The 16,573-nt window shown below is 72.5% G+C and carries 14 protein-coding genes and 1 riboswitch; of the genes, 9 read left to right on the top strand and 5 right to left on the bottom strand.

The features are described 5' to 3' along the window. Nucleotides 1–135 precede the first annotated feature (135 nt). Nucleotides 136–954 carry a histidinol-phosphatase gene (locus THESUDRAFT_RS08030; RefSeq protein WP_006904268.1) on the top strand — a complete coding sequence of 273 codons (819 nt, stop codon included), beginning with the start codon at nucleotides 136–138 and terminating at the stop codon, nucleotides 952–954. A 16-nt stretch (nucleotides 955–970) separates the two neighbouring features. Further along, nucleotides 971–1,903: a lytic transglycosylase domain-containing protein gene (locus THESUDRAFT_RS12400; protein ID WP_006904267.1), complete on the top strand. Its 933-nt coding sequence runs from the start codon at nucleotides 971–973 to the stop codon at nucleotides 1,901–1,903. A 228-nt stretch (nucleotides 1,904–2,131) separates the two neighbouring features. On the opposite strand, the gene THESUDRAFT_RS08020 is transcribed toward THESUDRAFT_RS12400, so the two are convergent. The 4 genes from THESUDRAFT_RS08020 to asnB all read right to left on the bottom strand — a co-directional run bounded on the left by THESUDRAFT_RS08020 (nucleotide 2,132) and on the right by asnB (nucleotide 6,842). Then, nucleotides 2,132–3,058, bottom strand: coding sequence for a MetQ/NlpA family ABC transporter substrate-binding protein (locus THESUDRAFT_RS08020; protein ID WP_006904266.1), 927 nt, complete (start codon nucleotides 3,056–3,058; stop codon nucleotides 2,132–2,134). 108 nt (nucleotides 3,059–3,166) lie between these two features. Beyond that, nucleotides 3,167–3,841 (bottom strand): methionine ABC transporter permease, encoded by a 675-nt coding sequence (locus THESUDRAFT_RS08015; protein WP_006904265.1) that lies wholly within the window; start codon nucleotides 3,839–3,841, stop codon nucleotides 3,167–3,169. Between the two features lie 6 nt (nucleotides 3,842–3,847). Next, on the bottom strand, nucleotides 3,848–4,876 hold the full coding sequence (locus tag THESUDRAFT_RS08010) for a methionine ABC transporter ATP-binding protein (protein ID WP_242823289.1): 1,029 nt from the start codon (nucleotides 4,874–4,876) through the stop codon (nucleotides 3,848–3,850). A 90-nt stretch (nucleotides 4,877–4,966) separates the two neighbouring features. Then, nucleotides 4,967–5,154, bottom strand: a riboswitch (SAM riboswitch). Nucleotides 5,155–5,276: 122 nt separating this feature from the next. Next, nucleotides 5,277–6,842 carry an asparagine synthase B gene (gene asnB, locus THESUDRAFT_RS08005; protein ID WP_006904263.1) on the bottom strand — a complete coding sequence of 522 codons (1,566 nt, stop codon included), beginning with the start codon at nucleotides 6,840–6,842 and terminating at the stop codon, nucleotides 5,277–5,279. Between the two features lie 529 nt (nucleotides 6,843–7,371). Here asnB and THESUDRAFT_RS08000 point away from each other — a divergent pair. The 5 genes from THESUDRAFT_RS08000 (at nucleotide 7,372) to THESUDRAFT_RS07980 (ending at nucleotide 12,303) form a co-directional block, all read left to right on the top strand. Then, nucleotides 7,372–8,550, top strand: a complete 1,179-nt coding sequence (locus tag THESUDRAFT_RS08000) for a branched-chain amino acid ABC transporter substrate-binding protein (protein WP_242823288.1) — start codon at nucleotides 7,372–7,374, stop codon at nucleotides 8,548–8,550. Between the two features lie 175 nt (nucleotides 8,551–8,725). After that, complete coding sequence (locus THESUDRAFT_RS07995; protein ID WP_006904261.1) at nucleotides 8,726–9,625, top strand: branched-chain amino acid ABC transporter permease; 900 nt, start codon at nucleotides 8,726–8,728, stop codon at nucleotides 9,623–9,625. Nucleotides 9,626–9,683: 58 nt separating this feature from the next. Further along, a complete protein-coding gene (locus THESUDRAFT_RS07990; RefSeq protein ID WP_006904260.1) occupies nucleotides 9,684–10,793 on the top strand; it encodes a branched-chain amino acid ABC transporter permease in 1,110 nt (369 codons plus the stop codon). A gap of 5 nt (nucleotides 10,794–10,798) precedes the next feature. Further along, on the top strand, nucleotides 10,799–11,569 hold the full coding sequence (locus tag THESUDRAFT_RS07985) for an ABC transporter ATP-binding protein (RefSeq protein WP_006904259.1): 771 nt from the start codon (nucleotides 10,799–10,801) through the stop codon (nucleotides 11,567–11,569). Beyond that, on the top strand, nucleotides 11,569–12,303 hold the full coding sequence (locus tag THESUDRAFT_RS07980; RefSeq protein WP_006904258.1) for an ABC transporter ATP-binding protein: 735 nt from the start codon (nucleotides 11,569–11,571) through the stop codon (nucleotides 12,301–12,303). The genes THESUDRAFT_RS07985 and THESUDRAFT_RS07980 overlap by 1 nt, the downstream gene beginning before the upstream one ends. A gap of 200 nt (nucleotides 12,304–12,503) precedes the next feature. Here the strand turns inward: THESUDRAFT_RS07980 and THESUDRAFT_RS07975 are convergent, their stop codons facing one another. Beyond that, nucleotides 12,504–13,115: a hypothetical protein gene (locus tag THESUDRAFT_RS07975; RefSeq protein ID WP_006904257.1), complete on the bottom strand. Its 612-nt coding sequence runs from the start codon at nucleotides 13,113–13,115 to the stop codon at nucleotides 12,504–12,506. A gap of 387 nt (nucleotides 13,116–13,502) precedes the next feature. On the opposite strand from THESUDRAFT_RS07975, the gene THESUDRAFT_RS07970 reads away from it, so the two are divergent. Beyond that, the gene (locus THESUDRAFT_RS07970; RefSeq protein ID WP_006904256.1) at nucleotides 13,503–14,459 is read left to right on the top strand and encodes a DMT family transporter; all 957 of its coding nucleotides are present in this window, start codon (nucleotides 13,503–13,505) and stop codon (nucleotides 14,457–14,459) included. Between the two features lie 396 nt (nucleotides 14,460–14,855). Next, nucleotides 14,856–16,442, top strand: a complete 1,587-nt coding sequence (locus THESUDRAFT_RS07965) for a hypothetical protein (RefSeq protein WP_006904254.1) — start codon at nucleotides 14,856–14,858, stop codon at nucleotides 16,440–16,442. Nucleotides 16,443–16,573: the final 131 nt, after the last annotated feature.

The following is a 16,573-nucleotide window of genomic DNA, read 5'->3' as shown; positions in this document are numbered from 1 at the left end:
GGCCGGGGCGGGGGCCTGCTCGCTCCGGCCGGGCGGTGGCCTTCTGGTCCTGACCGGCAGGCCGGGCGACCGCTCCGGCCGGGACGCCGGGACGCCGGCAGCGCGAAGGCGGCGGGGAGGAGGCGGGAGGCAGGCATGCTGATCGACTACCACATGCACCTGGAGCGGGGCGGGCTGACCCGCGAGTACCTGCTGCGGTTCGTGGAGACCGCCCGGGCCCGAGGGATCGGCGAGATCGGGATCACGGAACATGCCTACAACTTCGTGGAGGGGGCGCCCCTGCTGGGCCGTCCCTGGTACGTGGAGCGCTACAGCAGCGGCTTCCGCATGGCCGACTACGTGGCCCTGCTCCAGGCCGCCCGGGCCGAGGGCCTGCCCGTCAAGGCGGGCATCGAGATGGACTACATCCCCGGCCGGGAGGAGGAGATCCGGGCCTTCCTGGCGTCCTACCCGCTGGACTTCGTCATCGGTTCGGTCCACTGGATCGACGACTGGGGCTTCGATCTGGACCCCGCCACCTGGCCGGGCCGGGACGTGCGCGAGGCCTACCGGCGGTACTTCGACTTGGCCGAACAGGCCGTCCGCAGCGGGCTCTTCGACGTCTTCGGGCACCCCGATGTGATCAAGGTGTTCGGCTACAAGCTTCCGCCCGCATACCGGGACGAACTGGCGGAGTACCACCGGCGCCTGGCGCGGGCGGCGGCAGAGACGGGCATCTGCCTGGAGATCTCCAGCGCTGGGGTGCGCAAGCCGGTGGGCGAGTTCTACCCCGACCCCGGCCTGCTGGAGGAGGCCCGCCGGCTGGGCGTCCGGGTGACCCTGGCCTCCGATGCCCACGAGCCCGAGCACGTGGGCTGGGCCTACCCGGAACTGGTGCTCTACGCCCGGCGCCACGGTTTTGACACGGTGACGGTCTTCACCGGGCGGGTCGGCCGGCAGGAGCCCCTGGGTTAGGCGGGAGGTGGCGGAGGTGTCCATCCACGGGACCTGGGGCCCGGGGGGCGCCGGGGGGAGCTGGCGGGAGATCGAGCTGCTCCTCTGGGCGGCGGCCCTGCGGGCGGGGCGGCAGCCGGGGGCAGGGGCCCTGCCGGGGTCTTCGCCCTCGCTGGCGGGCCCCGGCGGGGGTCCGGGCGGCGACGGTGGCGGCGGCCGGCTCGACTTTGCCGCGCTCATGGCGGGCCTGCTGGCCGGTTCCACCCCGGACGGGATGCCGGCAGGCACCGGAGCCTTGACCCCTATCCCGCCACTGTTCACGGCGCTGGCGTCCACGCTGTCGGCAGCCACGACGGCGCCGTCCACGCCGGCGGCGCCCGCGCCGGGTGCGTCCGTGCCCGCGGCATCCATCGGCCCGGGCCAGGCGGCCGCCACGGCGGCCCCCACGGACGCGGCCTCCCGCGCGGCAGCGCCCGCGCCCGGCACTGCGGCATCCGGCCTCCCTCCGTCCGGGACCGCCCCTCCGGGGTCCCTCTCCTGGGCAGGCGCTGCGGCCGGCCTGTCCTGGCCCCGGCAGGTGCTGGAGGCGCTGGCGGGGGCGGTGGCCCGCCGCCACGGCCTCGACCCCGCCCTGCTGCGGGCGGTGATCCAAGCCGAGTCGGGGTGGAACCCGGCCGCCCGTTCGCCGGCGGGCGCCGTGGGCCTGATGCAGCTCATGCCCGCCACGGCGCGGGAGCTGGGCGTGACCGACCCCCTCGACCCGGTGCAGAACCTGGAGGCCGGTGCCCGGTACCTGCGCCGCCAGTTCGACCGCTTCGGCGACTGGCGGCTGGCCCTGGCGGCTTACAACGCGGGGCCCGAGGCGGTGGAAGCCCACGGCGGCTTGCCGCCCTTCGCCGAGACCCGGGCCTACGTGGAGAAGGTGCTGCGGCTGTGGGCCACCCAGGCCGCGCGGCGGGAGGAGGCGTGAGGCCGGCGAAAGGCGGCCAAAGGGCACAAGGCAGCCCTGCCGCCGGCCGGAACCGTTGGACACCGGCAGGGTCCGGTGACAGGCCGGTGGCGGCCGGGCCCCGTGGCCAGTGCAAACAAGGCAGGGGAAGTAAGACAGCGGGGGTCGCCGCCGGCGACCCCCGCTGACCTTGCGTCACCCTGGTTGGCCTCTGCCGTCGCCCCCGCCGCCGCCCGCGCCTGCACAGGCTTACTGGATCAGCGCCTGGGCGGGCACCACGGCGCCCTGGTAATGCTCTTCAATGTACTGCTTGACCTCGGGCCCCACCAGGATCTCCGCCAGCGCCTGGATCTCGGGCCGTTTTACGTCCTCCGGCCGCACCGCCAGCACGTTGGCGAAGGGCGAGTCGGCGTCCTCGACGAACAGGGGATCGGGGTTCTTCAGCGCTCCCGCTTCCTTGGCCTCCAGGACGTAGTTCGTGTTGATGGCCGCCAGGTCCACGTCGGCCAGGGTGCGCGGGATCAGCTCGGCCGCCACCTCGCGGATCTGCAGGTTCTTCGGGTTCTCCACGATGTCCCGCACCGTGGCGGTGTAATCCGCGCCGTCCTTGAGCTTGACCAGGCCCGCCGCCTGGAGCAGGAGCAGCGCCCGGCCGCCGTTGGTGGGGTCGTTGGGAATGGCCACCGTGGCGCCGTCCCGCAGCTGGTCGAGGCTGGTGATCTTGTCCGAATAGAGCCCCATGGGCTCGATGTGGACCTTGGCCACCGGCGTGATGTTCGTGCCGTGGTCCTTATTGAACTGGTCCAGGTAGGGGATGTGCTGGAAGTAGTTGGCGTCCAGTTCCCCGTCGACCAGGGCCGGGTTGAGCTTGGTGTAGTCGCTGAACTCCATCACTTCCAGCTTGATGCCCTGCTCCTCCAGGGCAGGGGCCGCCACGTCGCGCAGGATCTCGGCGTGGGGCACCGCCGTGGCCCCCACCTTCAGGGTGACGGTACCGCTCGTGCCGCCCGATCCGGACCCGTTGCCACCGGCCGAGTTGTCGCCCTGCTCACCGGACGAACCGGCCCCGCCGGCACCGCACCCGGCGACCAGGACGGCGATCAGCAGGGTCGCCACCAGCACCGCCGCCCGGCGGGTCCACCGGCGGCCGGAGAAGACCAGGGAGAGGACACCCATGGCATTCGACCTCCTTCTCGATCTATCGCACCAGGGTCCCTTCCCGGACGAACCGGCCCGCCCCCCGCGAGCCATCCCCCAAAAATCGCCTTCCCGGAGCGCCGGGCGCTAGCGGTGGTTCAGCCGCCGGGCCAGGGTCTCCCCGGCCCACTGGACCCCCTGCACCAGGGCGACCAGCAGGACCACGCAGACCAAGAGGACCCCCGCCTCCCAGCGCTGGTAGCCCATGCGGAAGGCCAGGTCGCCCAGCCCGCCCCCGCCCACGGCCCCCGCCACCGCCGAGAACTCGATGAGCCCGACGGTGGCGATGGTGATCCCCAGGACCACGGCGGGCAGGGCCTCGGGCAGCAGCACCTTGCGCACCACCTGCCACGGGCTGGCGCCCATGGCCACGGCGGCATCCACGGTGCCGCGGTCGACCTCCCGCAGGGCCGTCTCCACCACCCGCGCCACCAGCGGGGTGGCGGCGACCGCCATGGGCGGCACGGCCGCCGCCGTCCCCAGGGACGTGCCGACCAGCAGGCGGGTGAAGGGGGCCAGGGCGATCAGCAGGATGATGAAGGGCACCGACCGCCCGGTGTTGACGACGAACGCCAGCACCGCCCGCAGGGGCGGAAAGGCGGCGATGTGCCCCCGGTCCATCACCACCAGCAGGGTGCCAATGGGCACCCCGGCCAGGGTGGCGAAGAGGATCGCCAGGCCCACCATGTACAGGGTCTGGCCCGTGGCCGTCACGATGTCAGGTCCGAACTCGCGCAGGGCGCTGAAAAGCTCTGCCGCCATCCGCCGTCACCTCCCTCCGGCCAGGGGGCGAGCCGCCTGCGGGGCAAGGGGGCCGGCCCCGGGTGCCGGCGCCGCGCCGGCACCGCTCCGCCCGGGTGCGCCGGGCGAGGCCGAGGCAAGGGGCGCCCAGCGGGCGGCTGCAGCCCCCGCGGCCGCCGCCGGGGCCGCCCGCCGGTCCGCCAGGGCCGGATCGGCAACGGCCTGTGGGCCCGCCTCGGGGCCGGGTTCGTCCCCGGTCCCGAGTGCTGGGGCCGGTAGGTCTCCGGCCGGACCGCCGGCACCGGCGGCGGCCAGCAGCCGCCGGGTGGCCGCCGCCTGCGGGTTCCGGAAGACCTGTTCCACGGGTCCGGCTTCCACCACTCGCCCGGCGTCCATCACGGCCACCCGCTGGCAGGCGGCCTCCACCAGCTCCAGCTGGTGGGTGATCAGCAGCACGGTGATGCCCAGTTCCCGGTGAACCCGCTGCAGCAGCTCCAGCACCGCGCGGCTGGTGGCCGCATCCAGCGCGGAGGTGGGTTCATCACACAAGAGGAGTTCCGGTTGCGTCGCCAGGGCCCGGGCGATGGCCACCCGCTGCTTCTGGCCCCCGCTCAGCTGGGAGGGGTAGGCTCCCGCCTTGTCGGCCAGCCCCACCCAGTCCAGCAGCTCCGCCACCCGGCGCCGGATCTGCTCCCGCGGCACCCCGGCGATCTCCAGGGGCAGCGCCACGTTGCCGGCGGCGGTGCGGGACCACAGCAGGTGAAAGTGCTGGAAGACCAGGCCGATCCGCCGCCGTTGCTGCCGCAGGGCCCGGCCGCGCAGCCCGGTCAGCTCGACGCCGCCCAGGCGGATGGAGCCCGCCGTGGGCCGCTCCAGCAGGGTGATGCACTTGACCAGGGTGCTCTTGCCGGCCCCCGAGGCGCCGACGACGCCGAAGAACTCGCCCCGGCCCACCTCCAGGCTGGCGCCGTCCAGGGCCGTGGTCACGCCGCGGCGGCCGCGGTAGACCTTGACCAGGTTGCGGACCTCCAGCATCGCTTCCGTCACTGCGCTCACCCCCGTGGCCCCACCCCGCACCGGGTGAAGGGCAACAAAAAACCATCCTTCCTGAGAGACGCAGAAAGGATGGCCCAAGGGTGCCATCCCTTCTTATCTCTCAGAACGGCGTCCCGGCACCAGGACGCGGTTCTGCGGGAGTTGGCACCACCCGCCGGCGTTGAACCCCGGGGAACCCGCCCGGCCGCCGTGCCGGGCCGGAGCGGGCGGGGCCGCGCCGCCGCGCGGAGGTTGCCGTGGCTTCATCGGGCCCGTCCCTCCGCCACTCTGGATAAGAAGAGATGTTGCGGATTCGGTTGTTGAAGGTCCCGCGCCGAACGTCCTGCGGGTACTGCGGTACAGCGGCCGGCTCAGCCGTACGACGCCGATTATGCGACCCCTGCCCCGGCCTGTCAACAGGTCAGGCCATCTCCGTCCCCGTCCCGGGTTGGGCGCGCCAGGCGGGGGCGTAGAGCTGGTGGGGGTTCAGGCTGCGGCTCCGCCCCACCAGCCGGGCCGCCATCCGGGCCCGGTGGCCGAAGGCCTGGCAGAACCAGCGGAAGTACAGCAGCTCCTCCTTGCTGCCCAGCTCCAGCCCCGGCCACGGCTCCCGGCCCGCCGCCAGCTCCCGGTCGCTGACGGCGGCTCCGGCGAAGCGCTCCAGGGTGGGGCCCACGCCCGTGCCCATGGCGAACTTGGCCTTCTCCCGCTGGACCACCGCCGCGGGGAGGAACCGGCGGGCCGCCTGCCGCAGGATCCACTTCTCGGTCCCGGTGCGGTCGTGGATCTTCCAGCGCGGCGGGATCCGCCAGGCCAGGTCGACCAGGGTCACCGAGAGGAAGGGAACCCGCCCTTCCAGGCCGTGGGCCATGGTCATGCGGTCGACCCGCTGCAGGTTGGTGTTGTGCAGCGCCAGGGTGATCTCCCGCAGCTCGTCCTGCAGCCGCGCCCGGATCTCCGGCCGCTTGAGGTACTGGTAGCCGCCGAAGAGCTCGTCCGCTCCCTCGCCGGAGAGCACCACCTTGACATACCGGCGCGCCAGTCGCGACACCAGGTAGGTGGGCACCGCGCTGCGCACCAGGGCAGGGTCGAAGGACTCCAGGCGCCGGATCACGGTGGGCAGCAGGGCCAGCAGTTCCTGGCGGGTGAAGACGTACTCGTGGTGGAACGTCCCCAGGTGGGCCGCCACCAGCCGGGCCCGCTCCAGGTCCTCGCTGCCCTCCATGCCCACGGCGAAGGAATGGACCGGCTCTCCGGTTTCCGCCCGCGCTTCCGCCACCAGGGCGGCGATCAGGCTGCTGTCCAGGCCGCCGCTGAGGAACACCCCCACGGGGACGTCGGCCACCAGGCGCCGCCGCACCGCCTGCCGCAGCCGGGCGATGAGTTCCTCCACCGCCGCTTCGGGGCTCTCCAGGTCGTACCGTACCGGGGGCAGCTCGTAGTACCGGACGAACCCGTCCCGTTCCGTCCAGTAGTGCCCGGGGGGAAACTCGTCGATGGTCTCCACGTGGGGCAGCAGGGCCCCCATCTCCGAAGCGAAGAGGAGCGCCCCATCCCGGTCCCTGCCCACATAGAGGGGTTTGATCCCCAGGGGGTCGCGGGCCAAAAAGAGCCCGTCGGGGGTGGAGAGGGCGAAGGCGAACATGCCGTAGAGCCGCCGCACCATGGCCGGTCCCTCGTCTTCGTAGAGGTGCACCAGCACCTCGGTGTCGCTGCGGGTACGGAAGCGGTGGCCGCGGCTCTCGAGTTCGGCCTGCAGCTCGCGGTAGTTGTAGATCTCGCCGTTGAATACCACCCGGATCGCGCCGTCTTCGCTGGCCAGGGGCTGGTGCCCGCCCGCCAGGTCGATGATGGACAGCCGGCGGTGGCCCAGGGTGTGCTGCCCGACCCAAAGTCCCTGGTCGTCGGGGCCCCTGTGGGCCATGGCCTCCAGCATGCGGGCCACCGCTTCACCGCGGGGAGCGGTGGCGCCGGCGATGCCGCACATGAAGTCCCGCCTCCTTTCGGGCCAGGCCGCGGCGCCCCCGGCACGGGAGCGCTCCGCAGCCCGGTTGAAAAAAGACCGGGTGCGTTGGCCCGCGGGCAACGTCCACCCGGTTTTGGTTCCACCCGTTCTGCATGTTGACGCTTTTCATCACACCAGAAGCCGGCCGGTGTGTCAACGTTCGGACAGGGCCCTGGCCGCTGCGGGCAGGCCCAGAGAAGGGCGGCAGCACCCTGGCGGCCGCCCCCTGCCTGCTGGTTAACGCCGGTACCGTCGCTGGCAAGGCCGGCACCATGGCGCGGGAAGGATTCCATCAGTGGCAGGAGTTTGATCGCCCCGTTTGCAGGATCGGGGGTGAAATTGCCGAATTTTGACCACTGTTTGGGACAATCCGCAACACATCCTGCCCGGCTGGTGGCACGTTCCGCCGCATCGGCCGTATCGACGGATGGGGCGACCGGTTCGCGGCTGCCGGGAACGGGCCGGCCCGGGCAGCAGTGAATGGGGGGGCATTATGTTCGGGGGTACCTGGTTGCGCGGTGCGCGCCGCGGGATGGTGGCCCTGCTGGCGGGCGCCCTGATGGTGGGGACCGCGGCCTGCGGCGGGGCAGGCGGTGGCGCGGGCAGCGGGAACAGCGGGAGCAGCGACAAGATCGTCATCGGCGTGCAGGGGCCCTTCACCGGCGACTATGCCGCCGAAGGCAAGGGCTTCCGTCAGGCCATCGAGCTGGTCAAGGAACAGGTGAACGCCCAGGGCGGGGTCCTCGGCAAGCAGATCGAAGTGATCTACGAAGACGACAAGGGCCAGCCCAACGAGTCGACCCTGGCGGCCCAGAAGCTGGCCTCCCAGGGCGTGGTGGCCGTGATCGGCTCCTACAACTCGACGGCGACCGAGGCGGCCCAGCAGGTGTACGCCGACGCCGGCATCCTGCACATCACGCCGTCGTCCACGGCCACCCACCTGACGGAAAAGGGCCTGAAGAACTTCTTCCGCATGGCCTTCCTGGACAGCGCCCAGGGCCAGTTCGCCGCCACGCTGCTGGTCGACAAGCTGGGTGCCCGGAAGGTCGCGCTGGTGCACGACAGCTCGACCTACGCGGAGGGCCTGGCCAAGTGGACCCGGAAGTTCCTGGAGGAGAAGGGCGCCCAGGTGGTGTTCTACGACGCCATCAACCCCCAGGAGAGCGACTACTCCGCCCTGCTGAGCAACCTCAAGAGCACCAATCCCGACGCGATCTACTTCACGGGCTACTTCAGCCAGGCGGGGCTCCTGGTCAAGCAGGCGCGCGACCTCGGCATCACCGTGCCCATCGCCGCCGGCAACGCCTCGAACAACGATGAGGTGATCAAGACGGCCGGCGCGGCCGCGGAGGGCTTCATCACCACCACCGAGCCTGCGCCCGCCGACCTGCCATACGAAGAGGCGCGCCAGTTCGTCCAGGACTACAAGGCCAAGTACAACGAGGATCCGGTGAGCATCTGGACGGCCATGGCGGCCGACAGCTTCCGGGTCATCGTCGAGGCCATCAAGCAGACCCAGTCCACCGATCCTGCCAAGCTGGCCGACTACCTGCGCAACGACCTCGAGGCTTTCCCCGGCATCTCCGGCCCCATCACCTTCGACGACAAGGGCGACCGGGAAGGCACCGTGTACGCGGCGTACCAGGTGAAGGACGGCAAGTTCACCCTGTTCGTGCCGCCGCAGCAGTAGGCGGACGCCGGCCGGAGCCGCCGTGCCGCCCGGGCCGCGGCCCGGGCGGCACGGGAAGGCCGAGCCAACGGGCGACCGGCACCAGGGACGGCGGGGAGGGACCGGGCGCGGTATGCCGCCTGCGCGGCACGCGCCCGGATCCTTCCCCGCCAGCGTGCCGGGGGAGGGATGCCAGATGCTGGTCCAGCAGGTAGTCAACGGGCTCACCGTGGGCTCGATCTACGCCCTGGTTGCCCTGGGCTACACCATGGTCTTCGGCGTGCTGAAGATGATCAACTTCGCCCACGGCGACCTGTTTGCCCTGGGGGCGTATCTGGGCCTGACCTTCTTGATCTGGGGGGCCCTCGGCCAGGGCACGGGCGGGCTGGCGGGGGTCCTGCTGGCCGGGCTGCTGGCGGCGCTGAGCGTGGGCCTGGCCGGCGTGCTGGTGGAGCGGGTGGCGTACCGGCCCCTGCGCGGTGCCGGCCGCTTGCCCGCCGTGGTGTCGGCCCTGGGCATGTCCGTGTTCATCCAGAACGGGATCATGCTGATCTGGGGCGCCTTTCCGGTGGCCTTTCCCCACGACATGCTGCCGGAGGCCAGCTGGTCCGTGGGCGGCGTGACCGTCAGCCTGATGCGCCTGGTGATCCTGGGCGGCTCGCTGGTTCTGATGCTGGCCCTTTACCTGTTCGTCCAGTACACCAGGCTGGGCGCGGCCATGCGCGCCATCGCCGTGGACCACGAGACGGCGCGGCTGATGGGGATCGACGTCAACCGCCTGATCCAGCTGGTGTTCTTGCTGGGCGCGGCCCTGGGCGGGCTGGCCGGGGTCATGGTGGGGCTCTACTACGGCCAGCTCAACTTCACCATGGGCTGGCTCTACGGCCTCAAGGCGTTCACCGCCGCCATCCTGGGCGGCATCGGGAACATCCCGGGCGCCATGGTGGGCGGCCTGGTGCTGGGCCTGGCCGAAACCCTGGCCGCCGGCTACGTGGCGGGCGAGTGGAAGGACGCCGTGGCCTTCTTCATCCTGATCCTGATCCTGCTGGTGCGGCCCACGGGCCTGCTGGGCGAGCGGGTGGCCGAGAAGATCTAGGTGCCGGCCCGGCACCAGGCGGCCTCCGGCAGGCCCGCCGGGGGAAGGGGGGAACACCATGGCAACGCAGGCGGCCACGGCCGGCGGGCGTGGCCTGACCCGGTCCCGGGTGGCGGCCGGTCTGGCCCTCGTGCTGGCTCTGGCCTTCCCCGCCCTGGTGGGGTACAACGGCTACTACCTGGAGATCGGCTTCAACTTCTTCCTCTGGGCGGTGCTCGGCCTGTCCTTGAACTTCATTCTCGGTGGAACGGGCCAGTACAACCTGGGCCACGCGGCCTTCTTCGCCGCGGGCGCCTACACCACGGCCATCCTCAACACGCGCCTCGACATCCCGGTGCTGGTCCTGGCGCCGGTGGCGGCGCTGGTGGCGGGCGTGCTGGCGGTGGCCGTGGCCCGGCCCATCATTCACCTGCGGGGCGACTACCTGCTGATCGTCACCGTGGGGTTCGCCGAGATCGTCCGCATCACCCTGCGCAACAACGTGTTCGGCCTCACGGGCGGCAGCAACGGCATCCTGGGCATCGACCGGCCGGTGATCCTGGGCTTCCGCCTGGCCCAGATGAGCCACCTCTATTACCTTAGTCTGGTCCTCCTGCTTCTGACCCTGTTCATCGCCGTGCGGCTCGAAAACAGCCGCATCGGCCGCGCCTGGAGCTACATCCGCGAGGACGAGGTGGCGGCGGCGGCCATGGGCATCGACACGGGGCGCTACAAGGTCCTGGCCTTCGCCGTGGGCGGCGCCCTGGCCGGCCTGGCGGGGAACGTGTACGCCGCCAAGATGACGGTCATCGCGCCGGAGAGCTTCTCCTTCTGGGAGTCGGTGGTGATGTTCGCCATCGTCATCCTGGGCGGTACCGGCTCCATCCCCGGCGTGTTCCTGGGCACCTTCGGCATGGTGGTCTTGCCCCAGCTGTTCCGCGGCCTGGCCGACTACCGCATGCTGGTGTTCGGCGCGGCCATGGTGCTGCTGATGATCTTCCGGCCCGAGGGGCTCTGGCCCAACCGGCGCTGGCGGCTGGCGGTGCGCGGGGGCGACGAACCGGCCGTGGCGGCCGCCGGAGCGGGCCGGCCGGCAGCCGGGCCGGAGGCCGGTACCGGGGCGGCGGCCGGGGGCGGCCCCGGGAGCGGTACGGGCGCGGCGGCGGGCGGCGCCCCCGGGGGGAGGTGACGGCCATGGCCCTGCTGGCGGTGGAAAACCTGACCAAGCGCTTCGGCGGCCTGGTGGCGGTCGATCAGGTCACCTTCGAGGTGCGCCAGGGGGAGATCCTCGCCCTGATCGGTCCCAACGGGGCCGGCAAGACCACGGTGTTCAACCTGATCACCGGCATCTACCGCCCCGACGCGGGTGAGGTGCGGCTGGCCGGTACCCGGGTGACGGGCCGGCCGCCCCACCAGATGGCCGCCATGGGGGTTGCCCGAACCTTCCAGAACCTGCGCCTGTTCCGCAACCTGACGGTGCTGGAGAACGTGATGTCCGGGCCCCACTGCCACGCCCGGGCGGGATTCTGGGCCTCGGTGCTGCGCACGCCGGCCCAGCGGCGGGAGGAAGCACAGATCCGGGCGGAAGCGGAGGCGGCCCTGCGCCGCGTGGGGCTGTGGGATCTGCGGGACGAGCTGGCGCGCAACCTGCCCTATGGCCAGCAAAAGCGGCTGGAGATCGCCCGCGCCCTGGCCACCCGCCCGCGACTGCTGATCCTGGACGAACCGGCCGGCGGCCTCAACGAGCAGGAACGGGCGGAACTGGTGGAGCTGGTGCGCCAGGTGCGGGCGGACGGCATCACGGTGCTCCTGATCGAGCACGACATGAAGCTGGTCATGGGCCTTTCGGACCGCGTGGTGGTGCTGGACAACGGCGTGAAGATCGCCGAGGGGACGCCGGCGGAAGTGCAGGCCAACCCCCAGGTCATCGAGGCCTACCTGGGCCGGGAAGAGGATGAGTTCTGATGGCGATGCTGGAACTGGCGGGAGTCCACGTCTACTACGGGCACGTCCACGCCTTGAAGGGCATCGACCTGGAGGTGGAGGAGGGCGAGATCGTCGCCCTGCTGGGCGCCAACGGCGCCGGCAAGTCGACCACCCTGCGGGCCATCTCCGGGCTGGTGCGGCCGCGGGAAGGCAGCATCCGCTTCCAGGGCCAGGACCTGCTGAGGCTGCCCGCCCACCAGCTGCCGGCCCTGGGAATCGCCCACGCCCCCGAGGGGCGCCGGGTCTTCGGCCCCCTGACCGTCGAGGAAAACCTCACCCTGGGGGCCTACCGCCAGGCCGACCGGGCGGTGGTGGAGGAGACGCGGCGGTGGGTCTTCGACCTGTTCCCGCGCCTCCAGGAGCGCCGGCGCCAGCTGGCGGGGACCATGTCGGGCGGCGAGCAGCAGATGCTGGCCATCGGCCGCGCCCTGATGTCCCGGCCCCGGCTGCTCTTGCTGGACGAACCCAGCCTGGGCCTGGCGCCCCTGGTGGTGCGCCAGATCTTCCACACCATCCGGGAGATCAACCGCCAGGGCGTGACGGTGCTGCTGGTCGAGCAGAACGCCCGGGCCGCGCTGAAGCTGGCCCACCGGGCCTACGTCCTGGAAACGGGCACCGTGGCCGTGGCCGGACCCGCGGGCGAGCTGCTGCGGGATCCCCGCATGCAGGAGGCCTACCTGGGCGGGCGGGCCGGTTCGGCCGGTGCCCGGTAGGCTGGAGCCGGCGTTGGACGATCCGGTCGCAAAGACGGGCCCCGGGGCGGTGGCTGGCCGCCCCGGGGCCCGTGCTGTTCCCGGCCGGCGCCAGGTCCCCACCGCGCTGGGGCAGGAAGAAAGCGGCCGGCCGGGGAAGATTCCTGGGGCAGACTCCTGCCGTGCAACCCGCCGCTCCCCGGCACGGAGGGCGTCCCTGGCTACCGGCTGTCCCGTTCCCAGCCGCCTGGCGGCGGGGTCCCGTTGCCGGGCGAAGGGTACGGCCGGTGGCCGGGTTTGCCGTTTTCCGGGTCGCTGCCGCCGGCGGCTCCGGTTGGGCCGGCCGTCGGGCCGGCCTCGTCCGCCCGGGCGGGGCCGGCGGCCGGGGACGATGCCGGTGCGGCCGGGGAGGGCGGCGGGGCCGCCGCCGCGGGGGCGCCCGCACCTTCCCCCGCAGCGGCGGCCTGGTCGAGGCGGCGGGCGATCCGCTCCAGCTCCCCGGCGATGCGCCGCAGGTCATCGGCCAGCTGGGCCAGGAGCAGGGTACCGCCGGGTCGTGGCCGGCCGGGGGCAGGTCGGGCGCGCCGCACCATCACGCCGGGGTCGCGGGCGGGGTCACCACCGAAGGCCTGGAGAACCTCCCACCGCATGGCCATCTGCTCGGGGGAGGGTGCCACACGGGGACCCGATGCCTGCAGCGCCTGGGCAAACCGGTGGCACCCGTCCAGCACGGTGCCGCCCTCGTCCAGGGCCTGCTGGACGAAGGCGATCAGCAACCGGTCGGCCTCCGGCTCCCAGAAGCGCAGGTGATCGGGGATGCGCAAGGTGCTCATGCCCTTCACCTCGTTTTGCCCGAAGGCAGGTGGTGCGGCCGGGGGCGGGTGCCACGGGCCGCCCGGAAGAAGGGTCGGGGGCGGATTGCCCGGCGCCAGGACCCATCATGGCGGCCCCGGGTGCCGCAAGGGCTCCGGATGCGCCAGCTGTGCTGGAACCGTCCCTGCAGCCCGGTAAAGTGCCAGGAACCATGGATGGAACCTGGAAAAGTACCGGAAAACGTTAGATAGTTCTGACAGTGTTTCGTCGCCGCAAGGTCCCGTTCCTTCCGCCCGGGTGCGAGTCCGGCCGGGAAAAACCTGGCTGAACATCACACCGCGTTCCACGCCGCCCATTATTCCATACGCAGGGGCGGGACGACCTCTGGCGCAAGGTGGTGGCGATCGGTGGCCTACCTTCTGCTGGCCCTCACCCCCCTGCTCTGGGCGGGCAACTGGACCATCGCCAAGGAACTGGTGCGCCGGGTGAACCCGGCGGATCTGGTGATGGCCCGGTGGCTTCTGGCATCCCTGGTCTTGGCGCCCATTGTCTACCTGCGGGAAGGCCGGTTGCCGCGCCCGCAGGGAGTAGACTGGCTGTGGATCGCCCTGTGCGGCCTGACGGGGATGGCGGGCTACAACACCTTGCAGTACGTGGCCCAGCAGCAGACCACCAACATCAACGGCACGTTGATTTACACCGCCTCGCCCGCCCTGACCTTCCTGCTGGCGGTGCCCCTGCTGGGGGAGCGGGTGACGCTCCGGCGGGCGGCCGGCGTGGCGCTCAGCCTGGCCGGGACCGCATGGATCCTGGCCGGCGGTTCCCTGGAGGTGCTGCGCTCCTGGCGGTTCAACCCCGGCGACGTGCTGATGGTGGTGGCTTCGGCAGGCTGGGCGGTGTACACCGTGGTGACCCGCTTCGGTACCCGCCGCCTCTCGCCCCTGGCCCTGACCCTGTACGCATCGGCTGCCGGGACCCTGATGATGGCCGCCACCCGGGGCGCCGCCCTGGCCGCCGGGAGGGGGGCGTGGAGCCTGTCGGCGGGTGACACCTGGGCGGTGCTTTACATCGGGGTGATGTCGTCGGCCGTCGCGTACCTGTTCTGGAACGAGGGGGTGCGGCGAGTCGGCGCCGGGGCCGCGTCGATCTTTGCCAACCTGCTGCCGGTGTACACGGCGGTGCTGTCCACCACGCTGCTGGACGAGCGGCTGACCCTGGCCCACCTGACGGGCGGCCTGGCGGTTCTGGCGGGCGTGTACCTGGTGGCGGCGCCGGCGGGCGGCACGCGGGCGGTATCGAGCCGCGCCCGGCCCCGGGTGGCGCTGCCGTCGGAGCGGCCTTCCGGCCGGCACCTTGAGCGTTGAGATGCGGGCACGGGCCGCCCGGGCCCGTTAGGTCCGCCGGCGGCACACGGCCCGCCGGAAGCTTCACGGCCCCCTCGGATCCCGCGGCGCCAGGCGCATGCGGCGCCTGAAGCGGACGGCGGGGGAGGCCGCCAGGAAGCGGAGGCCGCCAGGCAGCGGAGGTCGCAAGACAGCGGAGGTCGCAAGGCCGGAGCGGTGGGAAATCGCCGAAATCTGTGATGAAGGGTCGAATCAGGCGCGGCCATGGGGCCGCGCCTTTCGTTGATTTTTCGTTGCTTCCTGTCAGGGCGGCGGGGACGAGCTTCCACCGCCCGACAGAACCTGGCACCCTTCACGGAAGGAAGGCCTGGCCGGGGCGGCGAACGGTGGCCGGGCACACGGCGGGAGGTGGCAACGTTGCCGGGCCGGCGATCCCGAACCAACCCCTGGATTACCGTGGCCATCCTGGTGGCGCTGCTGGCAGGTGCCGGCTACGGCTGGTGGCGCACGGAGGGGGACGGTGCGGGACCCTCGGGACCGGGTCCGGCGGTCCCCGGGGGTGGGAACCCTGCTCCAGGAGCCGGCCCGGACCCGGCGGACGAACCGGCCGTGCCGGATCCGGCCCCCGCGCCCGGCGGGGAAGGGGCGGCCGCTGCCAACCCGCTCTGGCCTTTCATCCAGCCCGTCGACCTCACGGCCGGCGCGGGGCTCTTGCCGCGGCCCGTGGCCATGGAGTCCGAGGGGACGGCAGGCATCCTGGCCGTGGACGGCGACGCCCTGTGGTTCGCCGGGGCCGCGGGTGATCCGGTGAGGGTCTTCCAGCTGCCGCCGGGCCACCGCTGGGCCAGCCCCGTGGTGCCGTCGCCCGCCGGCGATGCCGTGGCCTTCCTGACCCGGGCCGAGGCGGGGACACCGTACCTGTGGGTCGTGCACAGTGATCTGACTTCCACGCCGCATCCGGTGCCCCGCGGGCTGGACCGCCCCGGCAGCCTGGCCTGGGCCGGCCCGGGTACGGTGGTCGCGGGGGACCCGCCCTTCCAGCTGGAGATCGAACCGGGCCGCTGGTCCCGCCTCCCGGGGGCCGGCCTGATCTGGGCGGGACCACCGTCGCCCACCGGGCGCTGGTGGGTGTACGGTGCCGCGGCCGAGGAGGGCGGTGCGGGCCCCGATCTTTATCTGGTCGACCACCAGGGCGGAGCCCGTCCCCTGGAGCTGGCCGGGGGCGAGCAGCCGGCGCTTCCGGGCCCCTGGCTGGCCGAGGACCGTTTCCTTGCGGCGCTGGGGGAACCGGTGCAGCCGGGTGAGCCAGGGGAGCGGGCCGGCCCGGCAGGGGCTGGTCCGGGGCCAGGCGGGGGAGCCGGGGCCGGTTCGCCTGCCGGGTCCGCCGCGGGCTCCGGGACGGCACCGGCACCGGGCTCCACTGGCTCGGCGGGGGAACCTGCCGCCGGTCCTGCGGGTGGTCCGGCGGCGGCGCCGGTGGTTCAGCAGCTCGTCGTGGTCGACGCCGGGACGGGCGAGAAGAGCACCTTGTTCGACGCGCCCCCCGGCGAGCGCTGGCAGGTGGTGGCCGCCAGCCCGGGCGGCCGCTGGGTGGTGCTGGCCCCGGTGGCCGGCCAAGGGGGATGGCGCCTGCTGGACACCGTGTCGGGGCGTACCCGGGATCTCCCCTCGGGAGTGGCGGCAGCGGGTGCGGTGTGGGGCGGCGGCACGTGGCTCTTCTACCTGGCTCCGGACCCGGCGGCCGGGGCCGGGGCCCTGCGCCTGGTCGCTCACCAGCTGCCTTCAGAGGAAGCCGAGCCGGAAACCGGCGAGGCGGATGTCCCCCTCCCGGGGTCCTGGCCGACCCTTCGCCCGCAACCCGCCGCCGTCCGCCGGCTCCTGGCGGTGGACCCGGCGGCCGGGGTGGCCTGGGTGGAGCTGGTTCCCGCCGGCGCGGCCGCACCAGCGGCGGCCCGGTGGGTGCTGTTGGAAGGGCGGCTTGAGCCGGTAAGGGGGCGTCATTAGACCGGGGCCACTCCTTGCACACCCCAGGCCTCCTATACAGGCAAAAGAAAGGACATGCTGCCGAACTTGTATAGATATCCAGTGTAGGGTCCAAAGGGGGTGCCGTGCGGTGCGGCGTGTTAGCCTGTACG

The organism is Thermaerobacter subterraneus DSM 13965 (assembly GCF_000183545.2).
Taxonomy (GTDB): Bacteria; Bacillota; Sulfobacillia; order Thermaerobacterales; family Thermaerobacteraceae; genus Thermaerobacter; species Thermaerobacter subterraneus.
Note: the sequence above shows the minus strand (reverse complement) of the source record. Positions and strands in the feature narration are given on the sequence as shown.